Annotated in this window: 24 protein-coding genes and 1 tRNA gene; 7 read left to right on the top strand and 18 right to left on the bottom strand. The window is 62.2% G+C overall.

Features of this window, described 5'->3' with window-relative positions:
- On the top strand, positions 1 to 903 hold a 903-nt coding region (tuf, locus tag FEV53_RS08960), incomplete at its 5' end, for an elongation factor Tu (RefSeq protein ID WP_142834475.1).
- A 454-nt stretch (positions 904 to 1,357) separates the two neighbouring features.
- Here the strand turns inward: tuf and rpoH are convergent.
- Together rpoH and FEV53_RS08950 are read right to left on the bottom strand one after the other, a co-directional pair.
- Positions 1,358 to 2,254 (bottom strand): RNA polymerase sigma factor RpoH, encoded by an 897-nt coding sequence (gene rpoH, locus FEV53_RS08955; RefSeq protein WP_142834474.1) that lies wholly within the window; start codon positions 2,252 to 2,254, stop codon positions 1,358 to 1,360.
- A gap of 123 nt (positions 2,255 to 2,377) precedes the next feature.
- Positions 2,378 to 3,415, bottom strand: coding sequence for an RluA family pseudouridine synthase (locus FEV53_RS08950; RefSeq protein WP_142834473.1), 1,038 nt, complete (start codon positions 3,413 to 3,415; stop codon positions 2,378 to 2,380).
- On the opposite strand from FEV53_RS08950, the gene FEV53_RS08945 reads away from it, so the two are divergent.
- Positions 3,414 to 3,701, top strand: coding sequence for a DUF6476 family protein (locus FEV53_RS08945; protein ID WP_142834472.1), 288 nt, complete (start codon positions 3,414 to 3,416; stop codon positions 3,699 to 3,701). The two genes, FEV53_RS08950 and FEV53_RS08945, sit on opposite strands and share 2 nt — an antisense overlap.
- A 2-nt stretch (positions 3,702 to 3,703) precedes the next feature.
- Here the strand turns inward: FEV53_RS08945 and FEV53_RS08940 are convergent.
- Positions 3,704 to 3,780, bottom strand: a tRNA-His gene (locus FEV53_RS08940).
- A 183-nt stretch (positions 3,781 to 3,963) separates the two neighbouring features.
- Between FEV53_RS08940 and FEV53_RS08935 the strand changes: the two genes are divergently transcribed.
- Complete coding sequence (locus FEV53_RS08935; RefSeq protein ID WP_142834471.1) at positions 3,964 to 4,167, top strand: DUF6324 family protein; 204 nt, start codon at positions 3,964 to 3,966, stop codon at positions 4,165 to 4,167.
- On the opposite strand, the gene FEV53_RS08930 is transcribed toward FEV53_RS08935, so the two are convergent.
- The 5 genes from FEV53_RS08930 to FEV53_RS08910 form a co-directional block, all read right to left on the bottom strand.
- Positions 4,164 to 4,622: an MmcB family DNA repair protein gene (locus tag FEV53_RS08930; RefSeq protein ID WP_142834470.1), complete on the bottom strand. Its 459-nt coding sequence runs from the start codon at positions 4,620 to 4,622 to the stop codon at positions 4,164 to 4,166. The genes FEV53_RS08935 and FEV53_RS08930 overlap by 4 nt on opposite strands.
- Before the next feature lie 341 nt (positions 4,623 to 4,963).
- On the bottom strand, positions 4,964 to 5,431 hold the full coding sequence (nusB, locus tag FEV53_RS08925; RefSeq protein WP_142834469.1) for a transcription antitermination factor NusB: 468 nt from the start codon (positions 5,429 to 5,431) through the stop codon (positions 4,964 to 4,966).
- Complete coding sequence (locus FEV53_RS08920) at positions 5,428 to 5,934, bottom strand: 6,7-dimethyl-8-ribityllumazine synthase (RefSeq protein ID WP_142834468.1); 507 nt, start codon at positions 5,932 to 5,934, stop codon at positions 5,428 to 5,430. The genes nusB and FEV53_RS08920 overlap by 4 nt, the downstream gene beginning before the upstream one ends.
- Positions 5,934 to 7,046: a 3,4-dihydroxy-2-butanone-4-phosphate synthase gene (gene ribB / locus FEV53_RS08915; RefSeq protein ID WP_142834467.1), complete on the bottom strand. Its 1,113-nt coding sequence runs from the start codon at positions 7,044 to 7,046 to the stop codon at positions 5,934 to 5,936. The genes FEV53_RS08920 and ribB overlap by 1 nt, the downstream gene beginning before the upstream one ends.
- An 86-nt stretch (positions 7,047 to 7,132) precedes the next feature.
- A complete protein-coding gene (locus FEV53_RS08910; RefSeq protein ID WP_142834466.1) occupies positions 7,133 to 7,762 on the bottom strand; it encodes a riboflavin synthase in 630 nt (209 codons plus the stop codon).
- A 126-nt stretch (positions 7,763 to 7,888) separates the two neighbouring features.
- Here FEV53_RS08910 and FEV53_RS08905 point away from each other — a divergent pair, with 126 nt between their 5' ends.
- The 3 genes from FEV53_RS08905 (at position 7,889) to FEV53_RS08895 (ending at position 12,379) form a co-directional block, all read left to right on the top strand.
- The gene (locus tag FEV53_RS08905; RefSeq protein WP_142834465.1) at positions 7,889 to 9,166 is read left to right on the top strand and encodes a capsule biosynthesis protein; all 1,278 of its coding nucleotides are present in this window, start codon (positions 7,889 to 7,891) and stop codon (positions 9,164 to 9,166) included.
- A gap of 86 nt (positions 9,167 to 9,252) precedes the next feature.
- Entirely contained in the window at positions 9,253 to 10,380 is a 1,128-nt protein-coding gene (locus FEV53_RS08900; RefSeq protein ID WP_185962147.1) for a polysaccharide biosynthesis/export family protein, read from the top strand.
- Positions 10,381 to 10,384: 4 nt separating this feature from the next.
- Entirely contained in the window at positions 10,385 to 12,379 is a 1,995-nt protein-coding gene (locus tag FEV53_RS08895) for a capsular polysaccharide biosynthesis protein (protein ID WP_142834464.1), read from the top strand.
- A 7-nt stretch (positions 12,380 to 12,386) separates the two neighbouring features.
- On the opposite strand, the gene ribD is transcribed toward FEV53_RS08895, so the two are convergent.
- From ribD to FEV53_RS08860, 7 genes are all read right to left on the bottom strand, one after another.
- A complete protein-coding gene (ribD, locus tag FEV53_RS08890) occupies positions 12,387 to 13,472 on the bottom strand; it encodes a bifunctional diaminohydroxyphosphoribosylaminopyrimidine deaminase/5-amino-6-(5-phosphoribosylamino)uracil reductase RibD (protein ID WP_142834463.1) in 1,086 nt (361 codons plus the stop codon).
- Positions 13,465 to 13,935: a transcriptional regulator NrdR gene (nrdR, locus tag FEV53_RS08885; RefSeq protein WP_142834462.1), complete on the bottom strand. Its 471-nt coding sequence runs from the start codon at positions 13,933 to 13,935 to the stop codon at positions 13,465 to 13,467. The genes ribD and nrdR overlap by 8 nt, the downstream gene beginning before the upstream one ends.
- 143 nt (positions 13,936 to 14,078) lie before the next feature.
- Positions 14,079 to 14,486 (bottom strand): secondary thiamine-phosphate synthase enzyme YjbQ, encoded by a 408-nt coding sequence (locus FEV53_RS08880; RefSeq protein ID WP_142834481.1) that lies wholly within the window; start codon positions 14,484 to 14,486, stop codon positions 14,079 to 14,081.
- On the bottom strand, positions 14,486 to 14,863 hold the full coding sequence (locus FEV53_RS08875) for a hypothetical protein (RefSeq protein ID WP_142834461.1): 378 nt from the start codon (positions 14,861 to 14,863) through the stop codon (positions 14,486 to 14,488). The genes FEV53_RS08880 and FEV53_RS08875 overlap by 1 nt, the downstream gene beginning before the upstream one ends.
- Positions 14,864 to 14,986: 123 nt before the next feature.
- Positions 14,987 to 16,981, bottom strand: a complete 1,995-nt coding sequence (gene rpoD, locus FEV53_RS08870) for an RNA polymerase sigma factor RpoD (RefSeq protein WP_142834460.1) — start codon at positions 16,979 to 16,981, stop codon at positions 14,987 to 14,989.
- A gap of 142 nt (positions 16,982 to 17,123) precedes the next feature.
- A complete protein-coding gene (dnaG, locus tag FEV53_RS08865; RefSeq protein ID WP_142834459.1) occupies positions 17,124 to 19,043 on the bottom strand; it encodes a DNA primase in 1,920 nt (639 codons plus the stop codon).
- 62 nt (positions 19,044 to 19,105) lie between these two features.
- Positions 19,106 to 19,531 (bottom strand): hypothetical protein, encoded by a 426-nt coding sequence (locus tag FEV53_RS08860; protein WP_142834458.1) that lies wholly within the window; start codon positions 19,529 to 19,531, stop codon positions 19,106 to 19,108.
- Between the two features lie 175 nt (positions 19,532 to 19,706).
- Here FEV53_RS08860 and FEV53_RS08855 point away from each other — a divergent pair, with 175 nt between their 5' ends.
- Positions 19,707 to 20,195 (top strand): fasciclin domain-containing protein, encoded by a 489-nt coding sequence (locus FEV53_RS08855; protein ID WP_142834457.1) that lies wholly within the window; start codon positions 19,707 to 19,709, stop codon positions 20,193 to 20,195.
- Between the two features lie 54 nt (positions 20,196 to 20,249).
- Here the strand turns inward: FEV53_RS08855 and FEV53_RS08850 are convergent, their stop codons facing one another.
- From FEV53_RS08850 to FEV53_RS08840, 3 genes are all read right to left on the bottom strand, one after another.
- Complete coding sequence (locus FEV53_RS08850; RefSeq protein WP_142834456.1) at positions 20,250 to 20,735, bottom strand: hypothetical protein; 486 nt, start codon at positions 20,733 to 20,735, stop codon at positions 20,250 to 20,252.
- Positions 20,736 to 20,839: 104 nt separating this feature from the next.
- Complete coding sequence (locus FEV53_RS08845) at positions 20,840 to 21,604, bottom strand: ATP-binding cassette domain-containing protein (RefSeq protein WP_142834455.1); 765 nt, start codon at positions 21,602 to 21,604, stop codon at positions 20,840 to 20,842.
- Positions 21,604 to 22,896 (bottom strand): sugar ABC transporter permease, encoded by a 1,293-nt coding sequence (locus FEV53_RS08840; protein WP_142834454.1) that lies wholly within the window; start codon positions 22,894 to 22,896, stop codon positions 21,604 to 21,606. Before FEV53_RS08840 ends, FEV53_RS08845 begins: the two co-directional genes overlap by 1 nt.
- Between the last annotated feature and the right edge of the window lie 22 nt (positions 22,897 to 22,918).

Genomic DNA, 22,918 nt, shown 5'->3' with positions numbered 1-22,918 from the left:
GCCCAGATGGACGGCGCGATCCTCGTGGTGAACGCGGCTGACGGCCCCATGCCCCAGACCCGCGAGCACATCCTGCTCGGCCGTCAGGTCGGCATCCCGGCCATGGTCGTGTACATGAACAAGGTCGACCAGGTGGATGACGAGGAGCTCCTCGAGCTCGTCGAGATGGAAATCCGCGAGCTGCTGTCGTCCTACGAGTACCCGGGCGACGACATCCCGGTGGTTCCGGGTTCCGCCCTGGCCGCCATGGAAGGCCGTGACGCCAACATCGGCGAAGAGTCCATCCGCAAGCTGATGGCTGCCGTCGATGACTACATCCCGACGCCCGAGCGCGCCGTGGACCAGCCCTTCCTGATGCCGGTCGAGGACGTGTTCTCGATCTCCGGTCGTGGTACGGTTGTGACCGGTCGTGTCGAGCGTGGCGTGATCAACGTGGGCGACGAGATCGAAATCGTCGGCATCCGCGATACCAAGAAGACCACCTGCACCGGCGTGGAAATGTTCCGCAAGCTGCTGGATCGCGGTGAAGCCGGCGATAACATCGGCGCCCTGCTGCGCGGCATCGACCGTGAAGGCGTTCAGCGTGGTCAGGTTCTGGCCAAGCCGGGCTCCGTGACCCCGCACACGAAGTTCGAGGCCGAAGCCTACATCCTGACCAAGGAAGAGGGTGGCCGTCACACGCCATTCTTCGCCAACTACCGTCCGCAGTTCTACTTCCGCACCACGGACGTGACCGGCACGGTTCAGCTGGCCGAGGGCACCGAGATGGTAATGCCGGGCGACAACGTGTCGTTTGGCGTCGAGCTGATCGCCCCGATCGCGATGGAAGAGAAGCTCCGCTTCGCCATCCGCGAAGGCGGCCGCACCGTCGGCGCCGGCGTCGTCTCGAAAATCATCGAGTGACCGACACAAAGCGCGGCCCGGAAACGGGTCGCGCGATATAATCTCTGGGGGCGGATCGGAAGGTCTGCCCTTTTTCTTTGCCGAAGGCCTGCCCAAAGGCCGTCTTTCTAATTTTTGGGCGATGTGCTGGCAGATGGGACGGAGCAGACTTCCACTACCGATGCCAGAAGACTGGCAGAGACGTTTCCTATCTAGGTTCCAAATTCATGCTACCTTCAGTGATCGGCGGAAGACAGGAAGCGCCGGAAACACGCAGATTTGATGGCCACAGGGATTCCGCCGGCCTCAGCCACATTGCCATGGGTAAAATACTTGAAACGCCCCCGCAAAATTTGCCTGTCCGAACCCGTACGCGGGTTGATGGCGGCACTTCACCCGGGGTTATGCGGCCTAAATGATCTGGAACTGCCTCACCGTCGCCGCATGGGCGGCGACGGCCTTCGCATACCCCAACTCAAGGCGCGGACAACATGCCCCGCTCCGCCGCAAGCCCGGTCATGCGCTTTTGCAGTTTGTCGAAAGCACGCACTTCAATCTGACGAATCCGCTCACGGCTGACGTCATAGACGCCAGACAGCTCTTCAAGGGTCACGGGTTGATCCTTCAGACGGCGCTGGGTGAGAATATCCTTCTCCCGGTCGTTCAGAACGTCCATAGCCTCGATCAGCAGCTCACGACGGGTCTCCAGTTCATCACGCTCGGCATACTGCTCCGCCTGATTGGCATCCTCATCTTCCAGCCAGTCCTGCCACTGCGCAGTCCCCTCGCCATCATTCGACACGGTCGCGTTCAGAGACGCATCTGACCCCGCCATCCGGCGATTCATCGAGATCACCTCTGCCTCGGTCACGCCGAGATCATGGGCAATCTGCGCCACATTCTCCGGGCGCAGGTCACCCTCTTCGAGCGCGCCGATGCGGTTCTTTGCCTTGCGCAGATTAAAGAACAGTTTCTTCTGAGCGCTGGTGGTGCCAAGTTTTACAAGGCTCCATGACCGCAGAATGTACTCCTGAATAGAGGCACGGATCCACCACATGGCATAAGTAGCGAGGCGGAAACCTTTTTCCGGATCGAAGCGCTTGACCGCCTGCATCAGTCCAACGTTCGCCTCGGAAATCACCTCGGCCTGCGGCAACCCATAGCCTCGATACCCCATGGCGATTTTGGCGGCGAGACGCAGATGAGATGTCACAAGCTTGTGCGCGGCTTCTGTATTCTCGTGCTCCACCCAGCTTTTCGCCAGCATGTATTCCTCGTCCGGCTCCAGCATCGGAAACCGGCGAATTTCTTGCATGTAGCGGTTGAGACCCCCTTCGGGACTCGGCGCGGGCAGATTGGCATAATTCGCCATACGGATCCTCCTAAGCGGCCACATGGGCCTTCGGATGTGATATGGTGAACCGATCAGTTCAGTTCAAGATCTGTCACGAGAATACACCCGGAACATCCAAGGTGCGGCAGAAGATCCGCCACCTCACATGGATGTGTTAGATCTTTCAATTGGCAACCGCTCAATCAGAACCTGAAGATCGTCTGGCAATGGTTTGTCAAAACGCACTTTTTCGCCCGTTCCCGGATGCTCGAAGCCGAGACTCCGGGCATGCAGAGCCTGCCGCTCAAAGCCGTTCAGAGCACTTGCTATTTCAGCCGGCAAGCGGGTTGCAGACACTTTGCGCTGACCGCCATACACCGGATCACCGATGAGGCCATGGCCCAGATACCGCGCATGGACGCGGATCTGATGGGTCCGCCCGGTCTCAAGCCAGCATTCCACCAGCGCGACCTGCCCCCAGTCCCGCAGCACCCGCATTCGCGTCACGGCCCGGCGCCCGGAGGTAAAGCTCACCGCCTGCCGTTGCCGATCCGTGGGATGCCGCCCAAGAAGCGTCTCAACGCGGATCACGCTGCCGCTCTCCATCGACACACCCTTTAGCCCCCGCAACCGCGGGTCGGCAGGGTTCGGGACGCCGTGACACAGGGCCAGATAAGTGCGCTCGACACTGTGGCGGGCGAATTGCTCCGCAAGACCGTGATGCGCACGGTCGGTTTTGGCGACGACCAACAGACCGCTCGTATCCTTGTCGATCCGGTGCACGATTCCCGGTCGCCGCTCTCCGCCCACACCAGAAAGCGCGTCGCCAAAGTGGTGCAGAAGCGCGTTGACCAGCGTGCCCGAGGGACTGCCTGGCGCCGGATGGACCACCATCCCCGCAGGCTTGTTCACCACGATCAGATCTGCATCCTCATAGAGGATCTCCAGCGGAATAGCCTCGGGGAGCATGTCGCTCTCGACCTCTTCGGGAACCCGGATCTCGATCTCATCCCCTGCATCCACCCTGGCCTTGGGCGAGGTCAGGGGCGCACCGCCGCGCAGCACCTGACCCTCTGTGATCAACCGGGCCAGACGGGATCGCGACAGATGCGCGTCATCTGGCACATCCCGCGCCAGTGCCTTATCGAGACGCGGGGGCGGGTTGTCCCCGATTGTAATCTGGAGGCACCGCTCGGCCATGGACGACACTCCTTCCCGCGATGGCGGATTGATCCTGCTGAAATGGCTGGTCATCGCGCTGACTGCAACCATGCTTGTATCCATCGTGACGCTGGTCTGGCTGTTCATCGACCGCCTGCCCCGCCCTATGCCTGAACTGCCCATGGCACTGGACCTGCCTGAAGACGTCAGCGTTCAAGCCTTTACCCAGGCGCGCGATTTCATCGCCGTCGTCACCACGGATGGCGAAATCCTGATCTACGATCCAAAGGGCCAAACCCTGCGTCAGCGTATAAACGTTCAGTGAGATGGTACCGCCTCCCCGGCTCGAACGGGGGACCTCTTGATCCACAATCAAGCGCTCTAACCTACTGAGCTAAGGCGGCACTGAGGGCGAATTAGCGCCGCCGGGCGCAGGATGCAAGCACCCGATCAGGGTGTTTTTTGATCATTTCCACAGGAAATGCATTTTCTCTGGCCTGTAAGGGGTGCCGGGCGCCACTGCGAGCCATAGGGTCTCGACCGGAGGCCGCCAGAGCGCTAGGGCTGAAGAAAAGGAGATCACCGACATGGGCATCAACGATTCCAGCGACCTGAGCGCCAATCTGCAAATCGGCCCGACCGATGCAGGCATGGTGCGGCTTTATATCGAGGCCGATGGCGGCGTTGAGATCCCAATGGATTTTGAGCCGGATGAAGCCATTGAGATCGCCGAAGAGATCCGCGCCGCGGCCGAAGGTGCAAGGGCCATGGGCACGCGCAAGAAGCGCTAGCTGCCCAGCAGTCCCGTCGGATCGCGCAGAGCCTGCAAGCGCCGCGCCGCGCAGGTGGCGAATTTCTGGACCATGACCTTGCGCCGGGCCGGCGCGAGCTTTGCTTCCGGCCCCATACGCAAAATTTCCGCGTCATAGGCATCGCCGACGATCAGCCCGTGCCCCTCAGGCAGAATTTCTGTCGGGAACTCCGAATCCACCGCCCAAAAGAAACGGTCGCACCAGTCCAGATACCCCTCCCATTTTCCGTCCGATGTGAAATCGGCGCGGCTGGATTTGCATTCAACGATCCAGATCTCTCCTTTCTTGCCCAAAGCCATCACGTCCACCCGGAGGCCCGACGCTGGCACCAGTTCCTCGACACAGGCAAAGCCATGGGCGGCGAGGCTCCGCATGACGCCGCGCGCCAGCAACTGTCCAGGTTTGAGTGTCGGTTCGGTCGTCATATCCTGCATGGGATCATGTGAACAAATCATAAACGAATTTGCAAGCAGGACGCCCCTTGCAACAGCCCTGCCGGTGACCTATCTGGTCCTCAGGCGGGTTCTGCCCTTCCCGTGCCGGGAAAAATTCCGGTGGCCTTACGCAAAACCGAGGGAGCTGGCTCTGTGCGGATCCTGGTCCGTTCACCTGGCGCCCACCTGATTTATCAGGTCCTCGGGAATTGAAACACCCGACGGTCGTGGTGGTCCCGCCTAATCTCACAAACCGCCACGCAATGGCGCAAGCGGGCGCCGATTTTTTGCATAGAAACCGCGCCGGAGACTCTGAAAATTTCCGGACGCCTCGCGGGAATTCAGGCGCGAGGCTTGAAAGCCTCGGGCTTCAGCTCTCGCGCCATATGGTCGAGCACGGCGTTGACGAATTTCGGCTCGCGCCCGTCGGCGAAAAACGCTTTAGCCACGTCCACATATTCCACGATCACAACCTTCGGCGGGGCGTCGCCTTTCAACAGTTCCGCCCCGGCCGCGCGAAACAGCGCCCGCAAGACCGGATCGATGCGGTCGATCGGCCATTTGGCCACCAGCGCCCGGTCAGTGAGCTGATCGATTTTCGCTTGCCACGTCACCGCCGTGTCGAGGGTCTTGCGGAAGAGCGCCGTATCACCTTCGGCAAACTCGCCCTCTTCATAGGTCGCGCCGAAGCGATGATCCTCGAACTCCGAGCGCACCCGGTCCACGGACACATCGAGCTGCTCGGTCTGGAACAGCGCCTGCACGGCATAAAGCCGTGCAGCGGAGCGCATCTGCTTTTTGTCGGTCATTTGACGTCCCGCCCCGTGGCAAAGCCGATACCCTTGGTCGCCGATGCCCATTTGCGGGACAGAGCGATCAGATGCAGTGCTGCGACCGCCGCGCCGCCGCCCTTGTTCTGTTCGCCCGCGCGGGCCACGGCCTGCGCCTCGGTCTCGACCGTCAGGATGCCGTTGCCGATGCAGGCGCCGTCGAGCCCCATCAGGGTGATCGCGCGGGAACTGTCATTGCAGACCGTGTCGTAATGGGTCGTCTCGCCCCGGATCACGCAGCCCAGCGCCACGAACCCATCGAAATCCGCCGTCCGCCGCACTATCTGGATCGCAGTAGGAACTTCGAGTGCTCCGGGCACCTCGATGGTCTCATGGGTGGCACCCGCGGCCTCCAGCGCCGCGCGGGCACCGGCCACGAGATCGTCCGCAATCTCCTTGTAGTAAGGTGCCACGACGATGAGGACCTTCACCGGAGCGTCAAACTCCGGCATCGGGGGGGTGTAGTGCGATTGTCCGGCCATCAGCCGATCTCCGATATCTTGCGTGTGCCCACGATCTCGAGCCCGTAAGCGTCGAGGCCCACGATCTTGGGCCGGGGCGAATTCGTCAGTAGTGTCAGTCTCTTGAGCCCGAGCGACGACAGGATCTGCGCGCCAAGCCCGTATTGCCGGAGCGTCTGGGGCGAGGCCTCATCATCCGCGACAAGCTTCATGGTCAGATCGCGCAAGAGCACGACAACACCGCGTCCCTCTTCCGCCACCAGACGCATGGCATCGGCGAATTCCCCGGCACGCCCGATCGGCCCGGTGCCGACAATATCCAGCATCGGGTCAAGCGCATGCATCCGCACGAGAACCGGATCATCACCGGAGATATCGCCCTTGGTCAGAACGATATGCTCAGAGCCGTGGGTCTCGTCTGTGTAGATCCGCAGCATCCAGTCGCCGCCAAACTCCGAGGAGATCTGCCGTTCGCTGGTGACGCGGACCAGATTGTCGTTGCGGCGACGATAGGCGATCAGGTCGCTGATCGTACCGATCTTCAGCCCATGGAGCTGGGCAAAGGACACCAGATCCGGCAGCCTAGCCATACTGCCATCGTCGTTCATGACCTCACAGATCACGCCCGAGGGGTTCAGGCCCGCGAGCCGCGAGATATCCACGGCGGCCTCGGTGTGGCCCGCGCGGACCAGCACGCCACCGTCACGGGCGCGCAGGGGGAAGACATGGCCGGGCGTGGCGATGTCGCTGGCGGTGGCGGCACCGTCGATAGCCACAGCCACCGTATGGGCGCGGTCATGGGCAGAAATGCCGGTGGACACCCCCTCCCGCGCCTCGATGGAAACCGTAAAGGCTGTCTCGTGACGCGACGAATTCTGCTGCGCCATCATCGGCAGGCCCAGCGCATCGCAACGGGCGGCCGTCATGGACAGGCAGATCAGTCCGCGCCCGTGGGTGGCCATAAAATTGATCGCATCCGGAGTCGCCATCTGCGCCGGGATCACCAGATCGCCCTCGTTCTCGCGATCTTCGTGATCAACGAGGATAAACATCCGGCCGTTGCGGGCATCTTCGATAATCTCTTCGACCGAAGAAATCGCGTCATGATAGGTCGAGGCGCTGGTATCGCTCATCGGGGCGCTCCTGTGGCTGTCTTTTGGCAGATAGACCGCGGAGGGCTGAAAGGCCAGACGCGAGCGCCCCGGGATTTCCTCGCGCGTCAGGAAGACGCTGCGTCGTCAAAGGACTGGAGCCGCTCCGCATAGCGCGCCACATAGCGGGCGATGGTGTCGATCTCGATGTTAACCGCATCCCCCACCTGTGCACGGCCCCACGTGGTCACCTCTTTGGTATGCGGGATCAGGTTCACACCGAACCGCGCGCCCTCGACCTCGTTGACCGTCAGCGATGTCCCGTTCAGCGCCACGGACCCTTTCGGCGCGATGAAGCGCGCCAGCTCCGCCGGAGCCTCAAGGCTGTAGCGGGTCGAATCGCCTTCTTGCGCCATGGCAACGATCTGCGCGACTCCATCCACATGGCCTGACACCATGTGCCCACCCATCTCGTCGCCCACCCGCAGAGACCGCTCAAGGTTCACCCGCTGCCCTACGGCCCAGGGCCTCTGTGCCATGGTCGTGCGCGCGCCCGTCTCGGCACTGATCTCCACATCGAACCACGGACGCGGATCAGCCCCCGTCGCAATTGCCGTCAAGCACACGCCGTCGCAGGCGATGGACGCCCCAAGTTCGATCCCCGACACATCGTAGTCACACCCGATTCGAGCGCGGAGGTCACCGTTTGTCTCGACGGACAGGATCTCCCCCACATCGCTGATCAAACCTGTGAACATGGTGTTTTCCTCCGAAGACCGCGCGTTGGGCTCTTGGTTGGCCTGAAATCCATCTCCGGGCAAGTCCCATGAGGGAGTTTGCACGTCCACCCCGAATGCGCTAGCGCTGCTATGGGGTAGTCAATAATGAATCAGTCCAAGCGTTTTCTGTTCTTACAAGGTCCGCACGGGCCATTTTTCGACCGTCTCGCAGCGTTGCTCAGAGCGGCTGGCATGGTGTGCTGGCGGGTCGGGTTCAATCGCGGGGATGAGGCCTTCTGGTCTGATGCCGATCATTACATCCCCTACACAGACACACCCGAGCACTGGCGCGACTTTTGTATGGATCTCCTCGACCGCCATCAGATCACCGATATCGTGCTCTACGGTGATACCCGCCGGATCCATGCCGAAGCAGTTGAGCTGGCACGGTCGCGCGGTCTGACGGTCCACGTTTTCGAGGAAGGCTATCTGCGCCCGTATTGGGTCACCTATGAACGGGGTGGCTCAAACGGCAATTCGCGGCTGATGGACATGTCGGTCGCCGACATGCAGGCCGCGATCCGGGTCGCTGAAACCGACCTTCCGGTCGCGCCGTCCCATTGGGGCGACCTCCGTGAGCACGTGTTTTATGGCGCGCTGTACCACGCCTATGTGATGCTCGCGAACCGGCATTATGCAGGATTTCGACCCCACAGAGAAATCACCGTGGCGCAGGAATTCCGGGTCTATCTGCGACGTCTGCTGCTCAGCCCCGCAATTTTGATTGACCGCAGACAGGCCACGCGGCGCATTGCCAACAGCGACAACCCTTATCATCTGGTGCTGCTGCAACTGGAGCATGACAGCAACTTCATCGCCCATTCATCGTTCGAAAATGGCGAGGAATTTGTCCGGACCGTGATCGACGGTTTTGCCGCGGGCGCGCCGCGTCACCATCACCTTGTCTTCAAAGCCCACCCGCTCGAGGACGGGCGATTCGACCAGCGGCGTGCGATTCGCCGTATTGCCGCGGAGATGGGGATACTTGATCGCGTCCACTACGTGCGTGGCGGGAAACTTGCAAAGCTGCTGGACAACGCGAGGTCGGCAGTGACCGTAAATTCCACCGCCGCCCAGCAGGTTCTGTGGCGCGGATTACCGGTCAAGACCTTTGGCGCAGCTGTCTATACGAAGCCAGAATTCGTCTCGACCCAAGACCTGCCCGACTTCTTCGCCGAGCCGGTACGCCCGCAAACAAAGGCCTATCGGGACTACCGGCGGTATTTGCTGGAAACCAGCCAGATCCCGGGCAGTTTCTATTCCGCCAAGGGACGCCGCCAGTTATTGCGTCAGGTCGCGGATATGGTGCTGGCCCCTCATGACCCCTACGACTCGCTTTTGGCGGGAACTGCGGCACCGAGACAACAAGTGTCATCTCAATAGGCACCGTCTCTTAACGACCAACGCGGTTTCTGTCATACGACTTCCAAGTAATCAACAATCGTGCGCAGGCTTCCGAGGTACCATTGATGACATCGCGGCTCTATCTTCCGATCGCGGCGCTTTCCGCCATCGCACTCCTCGCCGGTTGCGGGCTGCCCCGCTCCGGGCCGACAAAGCCGGAAATCTATGCAGGATCTGTCGAGCGCGAAGGCGACGCCTTTGTTGTTCCGGTCACGCGCTGGGTCACCACAGCGACAGCCGCTGAAGAGAGACTGACCTTCTCACCAGCCTTCACCAGCGTTGGAAAAATTGGCGCCGATACAATTCGGGCCGGGGATACTCTGAGCCTGACGATTTACGAAAACGTGGATGACGGTCTGCTCTCCCCTGTGGGCGCGTCGGCCAGCACGATCGCGCAGATTCAGGTGAATGCCGACGGATATATCTACGTCCCCTATGCGGGCCGTATCAGGGCGGCCGGCAATTCGCCCGAGGCTATTAGACAGATCATTTCCGCTCGCCTTGGTGCCCAGACCCCCGATCCACAGGTCTCCGTCGCGCGCGCGGCGGGCACCGGCGCGACTGTGTCCATTGTGGGCAATGTTGGCCTGCAAGGTGTGCAGCCGATTGAAAGTTTCACTCGCACCCTGACCGCCATGCTGGCGGCCTCGGGCGGCATCTCCGTCGATCCCGAAGTCGCTTTGGTGACTGTCAGCCGGGGTGGCCGCGAAGAAAAGGTGTGGCTGCAGGATATCTACGAGAATCCCGGGCTCGACATTGCGCTCCGGGACGGCGACCGGATCCTGGTCGAGGCCGACCCGCGCACCTACACGGTTCTCGGTACGGCTCAGGGTGGTTCTGTTCTTCAGTTCGAAGAGCGGCGGATCTCGGCGCTTCAAGCTATTGGCCAGATGGGGGGCCTAAATCCGACCTCTGCCGATCCGACCGGCGTCTTCGTCCTGCGCGACGAACCGCAGAATATTGCCCGTACCGTCCTGGGCCGGGACGATCTGGTCGGACCTCAGCGGATGATCTACGTGCTGGACCTGACCAAGCCGAACGGGCTCTTCGAGGCACGTGACTTCTCGATTAAGGATGACGATACGATCTTTGTGACCGAAGCACCTTACGCGCAGTTCGCCAAGATCATCTCCACGATCACCAGCTCCGCAGGCTCGGTCACGGGGCTATCGAACCAGATCGACAATTTCTGATCCCATGCCCCCGGGGGAACGCCTGCGGGTCTATTCCGGCGGTTTTCTGAACAAGCGCATCCGACGCATCCTGACCCTTGCAGGCTGGCGCGTGACGACGGGCTGGCCCGCCGTTGGAGATCATGTAGGCGTCTGGGGTCGGGCCGGGCGGGCCTATCGGGGAGAGGCCGTATCGCGCCGCACCAGTGCTGCACTGGTCCGGATCGAAGACGCGTTTTTGCGGTCCCTGCATCCCGGGCGCTCCGGCGATCAGACACTGGGTCTCATGATCGACCGGCGCGGGCTCTACTTTGATCCCTCAGCCCCTTCAGATCTGGAACACCGGCTGGCCACGGGCGACTGGTCCGAGGCCGAGCGTCGCCGCGCCGCAGACGTTATCACCCGGATCCGCGACGCCCATTTAACTAAATACGCCGCCACAGATCCTGGCCTTCCCCTCCCCGAGTCCGGCTATGTGCTGGTGATTGACCAGACGCGCGGCGATGCGTCGATCACATATGGGGGCGCAAACGCTGACAGCTTCGGGCGCATGCTGGCGCGCGCGCGGGACGATCATCCTGACCGCCCTATCGTGATCAAGACCCACCCGGAAACGACTAACGGTCACCGGGCTGGCCATTTTGGGCAGGCCGATCTCGACGCACGGACCAGCTTGCTCAGCGGACCGTATTCACCCTGGGCGCTCTTTGACCGGGCGAGCGCGATCTATACTGTCACCTCACAGATGGGATTCGAGGCGATTCTCGCCGGTCAGAGACCCGTGGTATTCGGCCAGCCGTTTTACGCAGGCTGGGGTCTCAGCGAGGATGTCACACAGCCACCGCGCAGGGGCCGCACCCTCACGCGCGAAACACTGGCTGCCGCCGCTTTGATCGATATCCCGGTCTGGTACGATCCCTATCACGATCGTCTGTGTGAGGTCGAAGACGTCATCGACATGCTGGAAGCCCGTGCCAGAGCCTGGCGGGAAGATCGGCGGGGCTATGTGGCCAACGGCATACGATTGTGGAAGCGGCGTCCTCTGCAAAAGATCCTCGGCGCAGTTCAGCCCATCACCTTTGAAGATGCCCCGGAGAAGGCCGCCGACGCGGCCAAGCGCCAGCAACGACCGCTGCTTGTCTGGGCGGGAAAAGAAACCGCGGCTCATCGCGCCGCGCCGGAGCTGATCCGCATGGAGGATGGGTTCTTGCGGTCAAAGGGACTGGGGGCCGAGCTCATCCCGCCACTGTCTTTCGCCCTCGATGACCTTGGGATCTATTATGATCCCTCCCGTCCGTCCCGCCTCGAACGGCTCATGGACGTGCCGCTGTCCCGGAATGATCGGCGGCGGGCCGAACGGTTGCTGGACCAACTTCTCGCCGCAGGTCTGTCGAAATACAACGTTGGCAGCGCCACCCTGCCGGAGCTGCCCAAGGGCCATCGTATTCTTGTGCCCGGGCAGGTGGAGGACGATGCCTCCATCCGCCTCGGCACGACGCAGATCCGGCGCAATGCCGATCTGCTCGCCGAGACACGGCGGCAAAACCCGCAGGCGGTGATCCTTTATAAGCCCCACCCAGATGTGGAGGCGGGCCTGCGCCCCGGCGCGATTGAGGCTGCGGAGGCCGACATGGTCCTGCCCCGGATCGATCCGGTCGCACTGCTGGAAGAGGTGCAGGAGGTCTGGACGATGACCTCGACCCTCGGGTTTGAGGCGCTCCTCCGCGATGTGCCCGTGACCTGTTTCGGCGCCCCCTTCTACGCGGGCTGGGGGCTGACGCAGGATCTCGGACCCGTTCCCGATCGCCGGACCGCCCGCCCGGACCTCATTGCGCTGGTCCACGCGGCGCTCATAGCTTATCCCCGCTACCATGATCCGGTGACAGATCTGCCCTGCCCGCCAGAGGTGGTCTTGTCCCGCCTCCAAAGCGGCACTGTCCCCCATCCGGGCGCGGCGAACCGGCTACTGGCGAAACTGCAGGGTGTGTTCGCGTCGCAAGCCCATCTTTGGCGGCGTTAGGGGAGGCTCAGAGCGACCAGAGGCTCAGCACATCAGCCCCAATCCGGCGATGCTGTTTGAGCCGGTAGCGCGGCGCATCCGCCAGGCGGTCGATGCCCAGCGCACCGAGACCCGGATGGCCCTCTGCGCCCAGAAACAATCCGGCGGAAAACAGCGCGATCCGATCAACCAGGCCCGCTTCGAGGAGAGATGCGGCCAGAGAGCCCCCGCCTTCGCAGAACACCCGCGTGACACCTTCGGTCGCAAGCGCATTCAGCATCTCAGTCGGGCAGACCTGCCCGCGCGAGACGGGCGCCTCGATCAACCGGGCCCCACGCCCGGCCCAAAACGCCCGCCGCTCCTCGGCGGCGCCATCCCCGTGGATCAACCAAAGCGGCCCTTCATCAACAGAGCGCGCCAGTTCGCCCTCCTCAGGCAAGATCAGCCGCTGCGAGACAATGATACGAACAGGTTGCCGCACCGGCCCCATCTCACGCACCGTGAGCCGGGGATCATCGGCCCGCGCTGTCCCACCGCCCACCAGCACCGCGTCGTGATTGAGCCGCATGGCATGAACCGCGCGCCGCGCCTCGGGGCCAGTGATCCAGCGGCTCTCTCCGCTGGCCGTCGCAATGCGCCCATCCAGAGAGGTGGCCAGCTTCAGCGTGACCATAGGGCGCCGCCGCACGACCCGGCTCAGAAACCCGGCCTGATCCCAGCGCGCCACGTCGGCCAAAACGCCTGTCGTCACATTGAGGCCCGCCTCCCTCAGCCTTGCATGACCGCGCCCGGATACCCTGGTGTCTGGATCCTCGAGCGCCGTTACCACCCGCGACACGCCCGCCTGCACCAGCGCCGCAGCACAAGGCGGCGTCTGCCCGTGATGCGCGCAAGGTTCCAGTGTCACATAGGCCGTCGCACCCTGAGCAGCCTCGCCGGCCTGATCCAACGCCACCCGCTCCGCGTGTGGTCGCCCTCCGGGCTGAGTGACACCGCGTCCGACCACCCGGCCATCCCGGACCAGCACGCATCCCACCGCTGGATTCGGCCAGACGCGCCCCAACCCCCGCCGACCAAGCGACAGGGCATGGGCCATGTGATCGGCGTCACTCACCCTCGGGACTGGTCTGTGGCCTCAGCTCACTGACAAACTTGTCGAAATCGTCCGCAGCCTGGAAGTTCTTGTAGACGCTTGCAAATCGCACATAGGCCACGGTGTCGATCCGGGCGAGGCTCTCCATGACGATCTCGCCAATGACCTTGGACGGAATATCGGTATCGCCGAGGCTCTCAAGCCTCCGGACGATCCCACTGATCATCTGATCCATACGTTCCGGCTCCACGGGCCGCTTCTGAAGGGCGATGCGGATCGAGCGCTCGAGTTTGTCCCTGTCAAACTCCTCGCGCCGTCCATTTGTCTTGACCACGACAAGATCGCGGAGCTGGACCCGCTCATAAGTTGTGAACCGTCCTCCGCAGGCCGGGCAAAGCCTTCGCCGTCGGATCGCCACATGATCCTCTGCAGGACGGGAATCTTTGACCTGTGTGTCGATATTTCCGCAGAACGGGCAACGCATGGGCACCTCTTTCGCGCGCAAGGCCGGGGGTGTCCCAACCTAACCCGCGTTCATCGCGTTGGGTAGCCCCAAACGCCAACCCCCAATATACGGGACACCTTACGTCATATGGGGGAGCTGCCACTGGCGGGGACAGGAGAATACTAGCGCAACGACCACGCGATACGGCGAAAATGCGGGTCGTCGCGGTGCTCCCAGAGGTAGATCCCTTGCCAGGTCCCCAGCCGCATCCGCCCGTGCTGCACCGGGATCGAGAGACTGACCGGCAAATGCGCGGCCTTGATATGGGCAGGCATGTCGTCCGGCCCCTCCGATCTGTGTCGCAAATAAGCCATGTCCGGATGATCCGCTCGCGGAACCAGTCGCTCGATCCACGCCATCAGATCGCGTTGCGCATCCGGGTCGGCATTTTCCTGGATCAGGAGAGAGCACGAGGTGTGCTGGACGAACAGCGTCAGCACACCGGTGTCTTCGGGCAACACCGCCGCCACCCGCGCCGTAATGTCATAGAGACCGTTCCCGCGCGTGGAGAACTCGAGTGCGCCGTCGATCAACGGCCGCGCTCACGCAGGTCTTCGCACAGGATGCGGGCGTGGGCTACCTTCATCCCCGGACCACCCGCCAGTCGCAACGTCCCCGTGCCCGTGTCAGATCGCGGCGTGAGACCGAAGACAATGCCCTCTCCCGGATTACGCCGACCGCTTTCATAGCGATAGAGGCGGGTCGCGGGAGAGACGTGCATCCGCCGGTTCGCAAAATCTCCGGCAGCGCACCAAAAGTCCTTCGGGCTCGATTTGCCCGACCATTTCACCACGAAGGTATCGGGGCCGAGCGCCTCCACGAATTTGCCGTTCTGCGCCCTGAATGCAAAGGCCGGTGTTACCAGAACAAGTCCCGCCAAAGCGCCAGCGGCCAGTGATCGGATCATTGCGTTGCTCCTTGTTGGTCTCTGAACCCGAACAGGACCCAACCACAAATCGTTCCCAGAAAAACGCCGGCCCCAAGGGACCGGCATGTTTCAGCTCAACCAAGCACTGATGTGATCGTCAGATCACTGATCGAGGAAGGACCGCAGCTTGCGCGACCTCGACGGGTGCTTCAGCTTCCGCAGCGCCTTGGCTTCGATCTGACGGATCCGTTCGCGGGTCACGCTGAACTGCTGGCCGACCTCTTCCAGCGTGTGGTCGGTGTTCATCCCGATGCCGAAACGCATCCGCAGGACCCGTTCCTCACGCGGCGTAAGCGAGGCCAGAACCCGTGTGGTCGTCTCTTTCAGGTTTTCCTGAATGGCGCTGTCGAGGGGAAGAACGGCATTCTTATCCTCGATGAAATCACCGAGCTGGCTGTCTTCCTCATCGCCGATCGGCGTCTCAAGGCTGATCGGCTCTTTGGCGATCTTCATCACCTTTCGCACCTTCTCCAAAGGCATCTGGAGTTTCGCGGCCAGTTCCTCGGGCGTCGGCTCGCGACCGATCTCATGGAGCATCTGCCGCCCCGTCCGCACGAGTTTATTGATCGTTTCGATCATGTGCACAGGAATACGAATCGTGCGCGCCTGATCGGCAATGGAGCGGGTGATCGCCTGACGAATCCACCAGGTGGCGTAGGTCGAGAACTTGTAGCCCCTGCGATACTCGAACTTGTCCACGGCCTTCATCAGACCGATATTGCCTTCCTGAATGAGATCAAGGAATTGCAGGCCACGGTTCGTGTATTTCTTGGCAATCGAAATCACCAGCCGAAGGTTCGCCTCGACCATCTCCTTCTTCGCCTGCCGGGCCTCCTTCTCGCCTTTTTGCACCTGCTGCACAACGCGGCGGAACTCGGAAATGTCCACGCCTACATACTGGCCGACCTGAGCCATCTCTGCGCGCAGATCTTCGATCTTATCCCGAGAGCGCTCCAGCAACGCCTGCCAGCCACGCCCCGGCTTTTCAGCAATCCGGTCCAGCCAGGTTGGATCAAGCTCGGCCCCGCGATACGCTTCTACAAACTCGCGCCGGTTGATGCGAGCCTGGTCGGCGAGCTTCACCATCGAGGAATCGATCGACATGATCTTGCGGTTGATGCCGTAGAGCTGGTCGATCAGCGCTTCGATCCGGTTGTTCTGAAGGTGCAGTTCCTTGACCAGCACCACGATCTCGGCACGTAGCGCCTGATAGCGCGCCTCATCGGCCTCGCTGAACATCTCGGCTTCGTCGAGGGTCGCGTTGATCCGCCGGTCCTGCATCTCCGCCAGATCCGTGTAGTCACGGGCAATAGCGTCCAGCATTTCAAGAACCTGAGGCTTCAGCTGCGCTTCCATTGCGGCAAGCGACAGGTTGGCCTGATCGTCGTCCTCATCTTCATCATCAGCTTTGCGGATCGGCTCGCCGTCCGCGTCAACTTCCGGTTCATCGAGCTTCTTTTTGGGCTTCGGTATATCCACGCCCTGCGGGGTCGATCCAAGATCAGACACCTCAGGCTCCTCGCCGTCTTCGCCGGATCGGCCAAAGGTGGTCTCAAGGTCGATCACGTCGCGCAGAAGAATGTCTTCGCTCAGAAGTTCGTCGCGCCAGATGGTGATGGCCTGAAAGGTCAGCGGGCTTTCGCAAAGACCCGCGATCATCGTATTCCGGCCTGCCTCGATCCGCTTGGCGATGGCGATTTCACCCTCGCGGCTCAGGAGTTCCACAGACCCCATCTCGCGCAGATACATGCGCACCGGATCGTCAGTGCGGTCGAGCTTTTCCGAGGTATTGGACGCTACCGCCACATCACGATTTTCGGAGCGGGTCGCGACCTCGGTGGATTTCTTCTCCTCCTCCTCGGCCTCTTCGTCCTCGATCACGTTGATGCCCATCTCCGACAGGAGAGACATCACGTCCTCAATCTGCTCAGAGCCCACCTGATCGGGCGGCAAGACCTCGTTCAGCTGATCATAGGTGATATAGCCACGCTCTTTGGCAGCGGCGATCATCTTTTTCACAGCGGCCTGGCTCATATCGAGCATCACCTCGCCGTCCTGATCGTCCTTCTGAGCGTCGCTCGTATCTTTGGCTGCCATGCCGCTTCCCTTTCCCGTGGGGCCTTCTCGCCCCACAACGGAGCCCCTTAGTTCCGAATCGTAATGCGAATCACTGATTCGTAAAGCTGGTTACCTTAATTTTTCCTATCAACAGTTTTACGGAGAGCACAAACTGTTGACCTTATTCCTCTCCCGATGCCCCACCGGGGGCAATTTTCCGCAATAGCGCATCAAGCGCGTCTTTCTCTTGCCGATCCAGCAACACGCCATTGGCAGCGCGATCGTAGCCTTTGCCTGTTTCCCTCCGGCTCCGTTCTGCCGCAGCCCGGGCCTTGGATGCTTCGGCCAAACGCCAGGTCAGCACATCATCATTCGTCACGTCTGCGATTTCCTGCATCGCCTCGGTCAGCTCTGCCTCCGCACCGCGACGTGCCGTGAGCTTTGCAAGCGCTTCGTTAAGACAGTTTTCCACCGTCGCGCGATCCCCTGAACGCAGCGCGGGCACAACGCGCAAATGGCGTGTGCGGTCGAGCATTTCAAGGGCAGCCGCTGCAGGTCCTGCCGAGAGGTCTGCACGCAGATCTTCTTCGGTCTCTGCCCTGGCACGAAAGACGCAGATAGCAAGCCGTGCATAGGCCTGCTCGTGGAACTCCAGCTCCAGCACCCGTTCCTCCAGATCCGCCCTCAGCTCCGGATGCCGGATTAGCAGGGACAGGACGAGCGCTTCGTGAAGCCGGTCCCCCTCCACGCCGTCGGCGACGCCGGTGAGCGCAGGGCCTTGCGCGAAGCCTTTGCGCTGATTACCGGCGCCCCGGCGGGGATTGAAGAATTGCCATTTAAGGTCGCGCAGCGCCTGTTCGTAATGGCGCCGGATACTCTGGTCGCCGATCCGCGAAAGCGTCTGTCCCAGCGCTCGGTCCAGCGCCGCCCGACGTTCGGGGCTGTCAAAACTCCGGCCCTCGACCTCGCGTTGCCACAGGAGCGTCACCATCGGCTGCGCACGGTCCAGAAGGTCACGCATTGCTTGCGGACCCTTGGCGCGCAGGAGGTCATCGGGGTCCTGCCCCTCGGGCATCAGGCAGAACCTGAGGGATTGCCCCGCCTCGATCATGGGCAAGGCAAGATCCATGACCCTGAGCGCGGCCCGCTGGCCTGCCACGTCACCGTCCAACGCGATCACCGGCTCGGGGTCCACGCGCCACAACAGGCGCAGCTGGTCCTCTGTGACGGCCGTCCCAAGCGGCGCCACGCAGCAAGCAAAGCCCGCCTCGCTGAGCGCGATCACGTCCATATAGCCCTCGGCCACAATCAGCGGATCACCCCGCCCAGCCGCCTTGCGCGCCGGACCTAAGTTGTAGAGCTGTCGCCCCTTGTCGAAGAGCTCGGTTTCGGGCGAGTTCAGATACTTTGCCGTATCGTCGGGATCCATGGCCCGCCCACCGAAGGCAATGGCCCGGCCCTGCGCATCGCGGATGGGAAACATGATACGGTTGCGGAACACGTCATAGGGCGCGCCGCCCCGGTCGCTGACCTTGGTCAGACCGGCGGCGGCGATCAGATCAGGGGCGATCCCCTTGCCCGTCAGGTACTCCGAGAGCATCCGCCAATCCGCCGGAGCAAAGCCCAGCTCCCACCGCTCCTGCGCCTCCGGCCCAAGGCCCCTGCCCTCCAGATAGGATCGCGCGGACTGGCCTGCAGCGGTCTTCAGTTGCAGGCGGTAGAACCGCACCGCCTCTTCCATGACCTCACTTAGCCTTGTGCGGCGGTCAGCTTTCTCGGCCGCGCGCGGATCGCGCTCGGGCATCTGCATCCCGGCCTCTTCCGCGAGGATCCGAACCGCCTCGATAAAGGAGACATTCTCTGTCTCCTTTACGAAGGTGATCGCATCGCCTTTCGCGTGACAGCCGAAGCAATAGTAAAACCCCTTGCGGTCCTCGACGTGAAAGCTGGCCGTCTTTTCCTGATGGAAAGGGCACGGCGCCCACATGTCACCCCGCCCCTGCTGAGATTTTCGCTGATCCCAGATGACCTTGCGCCCGACCACCTGAGCCAGGCTCACGCGGCTGCGCAATTCGTCGAGAAATCCTGGGGGCAAGCTCATGGATGCTATATCAGCACGACGACCCGCGCTGTCCAGAGCGGGTCGCATCGCATTTGCAAGGTTCAGCAGGTGGTGATGTTGAAATTCGCCAGAGGCTGGCGGTCGGAGGTGACGATATTCACCGCGATTCCCCCATAGGTCTCGACGAATTTGCGCGTGGCGGGCTGGGCGCACATCTGCTGCGCAATGGTGCGCTCGGTCGAGATCGCGTAGCTTTCGCGCTCCGCCTGACTGAAATCGGCGTCGGGCCGGTCATGGGCGTAATTCATCGCCAGAGTCTGCCCGCGCGCCGAGGCGCTCAGCACCGTCAGGTGGTCTGAAATCTTCTGGCCGCGACGTGCGTCCAGCGCCTGGGCCACCGCGACGAGATCGGGCGGCGTTTCGGAGGCGATCTGTGCGCCCACGGGATCGACGGTCACCTCTTTGCCTCCGCCACCGCAAGCCGCGAGGGTCAGAAGCAACAGGGTGCAAGACGCTTTACGAAACATGGAAGTCCTCTCGAATGATCTGGCGCGCAACCTGCGGGAAAGCGCTCCGGGACGCAACCATGCGACAAAATGGCTCCCGCTGAAATATATCGCGGATCCGATCTTGCCGCCTGCAGTTGTCGCCCCAAATCGCACTCCATACAGGCCAGACCGGCCTGATAACATGGAGAGACGGATGCTTCGCAAGACCCTTTTCGGAACGACCCTCGCCCTTTCCCTTGCCGCCGGTGCAGCCTTTGCCGGCGGTCATGAAGCCAACATCGTGGACACCGCCAAGAATGCCGGCGATTTCACCAGCCTGGTCACCGGCATCGAGACCGCTGGTCTCGAAGGCGCACTGGCGGGGGACGGTCCCTTCACGGTGTTTGCCCCCTACGATCCCGCCTTTGCCGGGCTGGAGCCGGGCGCTCTTGAGGCGCTGCTGAACAACAAGGACGACCTGAACGCCGTGCTCACCTACCACGTGGTAGCCGGCAAGGTGATGGCGGGCGATCTCGCCGACGGCCAGATGCTGCCCACCCTGAACGGCAAAGAATTGCCCGTGCAGATCATGGACGGCAAAGTCATGATTGACGGCGCCACCGTAGTTTCCGCAGATGTGGGTGCCTCCAACGGTGTGATCCACGTGATCGACAGCGTTCTTTTCCCCGGCGACGATATGTAATCGCCGCCAGTTAGTAACGAGTGCAGGGCTGTCTTCGGGCAGCCCTTTTTCGTCTCAATCGTTTTGTTCCGCCAGGCGGAGGGCAAGAATGTCGGCCATGGCCTTCCCTTCGGCTGGCGCGGTGATGCCGCCGACCCCGACCCGCTTGCCGAATCTCCACCACATCCCCGGTGACCAGTGCCGTGGAAGGGGCTCGCGGAGGCGCAGAACGAAACCGTTCGAGGGCTTCATAGCGAAGACCCCCCGCTCGACGCCCGCGATCTGCGACAGCGGCGCGACCACCTGTCCGTCGCTTTGAATCAGCGCCTCAGAGGTCAGATACAGAGCGCGGGAGGACGCGCGCCAGACCGCCCAGCCCGCCCCGAGCGAGGCGAGCCCCATCACCACCAGTGCGATCCGCCCCACCGCTTCGCCCTCGGCGGGCTTCATGGCCACGGTCATCAGAATGAGGCCAAGCCCAAGAAACACCCCGGCGGCCAAGTAGCGGCGGGCGGGGGATGGATTGAGGCTCGCAAGGAGGTCGGAATGTGGCTCGGTCATCCTCCCCGCTTAGCCGATCCGGCGTGACAGGCAAGGGGAACCTCCAAAACGACGACGCCCGGTCCATCAGGACCGGGCGGTTCAGTTTCAACAAAGAGACAGGCTCAGGCCGCCAGATGCTCAGGCTTTTTCCCGGCAATGATCATCGCAAGCAAATCGTCGGTGGTCACCTCGTCCACCTTCACCACGCCCACGAGCTTGCCGTTCTTCATCACCGCAGCCCGGTCACAGAGGCGCTTCACCTGATGGACGTCATGGTCAATGAGGAAGATCCCGAGGCCCTGACGCTTCAGCTCTTCAATGAGCTGGGCGACCATCTCGGTCTCCTGCGGACCAAGCGCAGCCGTGGGCTCGTCCATAATCAGGATCTTGGCCTGGAAATAGACCGCCCGCGCGATGGCGACCGACTGGCGCTGGCCGCCCGACAGGGCAGAAACCGGCGCAGCGAACTTCTGGAAGTTCGGATTCAGGCGGCCCATGATCTTACGCGTCTCCGCCTCCATGGCCGCCTCATTGACGAAGCCCATGGAGGTGGTCAGCTCGCGCCCCAGAAACAGGTTTGAGGCGGCGTCAAGGTTATCGGCCAGCGCCAGCGTCTGGTAAATCGTCTCGATGTTATAGTCGCGCGCATCGCGGGGGTTGGCGATCTCGGCCTTCTGGCCGTTCACGTAGATTTCGCCCGCATTGGCCTGATAGGCGCCCGAGAGGCACTTGATCAGCGTCGACTTACCCGCGCCGTTATGCCCCAGAAGGCCCACAACTTCACCGGGGAAGAGATCGACCGAGACGTGATCCACGGCCTTGATCCCACCGAAGGAGATCGAGATGTCGCGCATGTCGACGAGGGGGGTTCCGGTACGATCAACCATCACTTCGCTCCTGTCCGCTTGCGGTAGATGATGTCCACGAGGACAGCGATGACAAGCACAGCGCCCACGACGATGTTCTGGAACGGCGCATCCACACCAACCATGGCCATGCCCGATTGCAGCGACTGCATAATCAGCGCGCCCAGAATGGCGCCGTAGATCGTGCCGACCCCGCCCGCCAGAGCCGTTCCGCCGATGACAGCCGCCGCGATGACGCGGAGTTCGTCCAGCGTGCCGATGTCATTGGAGTGGAAGGACAGACGGGCAGAGGCGACGACCGCCGCGAGGCCGCAGAGGATCCCCATGATGGCGAAGATCTTCACCGTCAGAAAACGCGTGTTGATGCCCGACAGCTCCGCCGCGTCCGGGTTGCCCCCGGTGGCGAAAATGTAGCGCCCCAGCCGCGTCTTGCGCGCCACGATAGTCATGGTCACCGCGACGATCACCAGCAAGAGGACCGAGAAGGGCAGACCATAGCCTTCGGAATAGCCCTCCGGCAGCACCTCGCCCCGGGCCTCGAACTGACGCTCCAGCACCCGCGTCGGCACCTCGTAGGCATTCAGCGTGGCGATGAAACCGAGGATCAGCACCGCTGAGATACCCATGAGGACAAACTCGGCCCAGACCGGCTTGACCGGGAAGTCATGGGAGATGCGGGATTTGCGCGCGCTCCAGATGGCAAAGCAGGCCGCCAGCACCGCGAGGACGCCGAGGATCCAGCTCGCCGTTTCACCAAGCGTGCCGCCGATGCCGCCCAGCATCTGATAGTTCTGGTCGAGCGGGCCGATGGTCTGACCCTTGGTCATGTACCAGCCCACGTTTCGCCAGACCAGCAAACCGCCGAGGGTCACGATAAATGCCGGGATGGCCAGATAGCCCACAAGCCAGCCGTTGAAGGCCCCGATCAGCGCACCCACGGCCAGACCCACGATGATCGCGATGGGCGCGATGAGCGGGTTGCCGAGGTCCAGCCCGATGGAGGGGAGGATATTGGTCTGGGTGATCGCCATCATCGCCGAGCAGGTCGCCAGCAGCGAACCCACGCTCAGATCAATGTGGCGGGTAACGATCACAAACACCATTCCGGTCGCCATGATGGCCACGGAGACGGTCTGGATGGTCAGGTTAAAGACGTTCCGGGGCGTCAGGAATCGCCCGTCGGTCAAAAGGTTGAACACCAGGCAGACAACGATGAACGCACCGACCATCCCCAGCAGTCGGGTGTCGATCTCCAGCGTCTGAAAGATGTTTTTGCGTTGGGTAGGCGCCTCCGAGGCGCTGGCATCGGCCATCGCTATGCTCCGGTCTGAAATA

The sequence above is a fragment of the Palleronia caenipelagi genome, from assembly GCF_007004065.1.
GTDB lineage: Bacteria > Pseudomonadota > Alphaproteobacteria > Rhodobacterales > Rhodobacteraceae > Palleronia > Palleronia caenipelagi.
The sequence above is the reverse complement of the archived record's forward strand: the minus strand, read 5'-3'. Positions and strand labels throughout refer to the sequence as shown.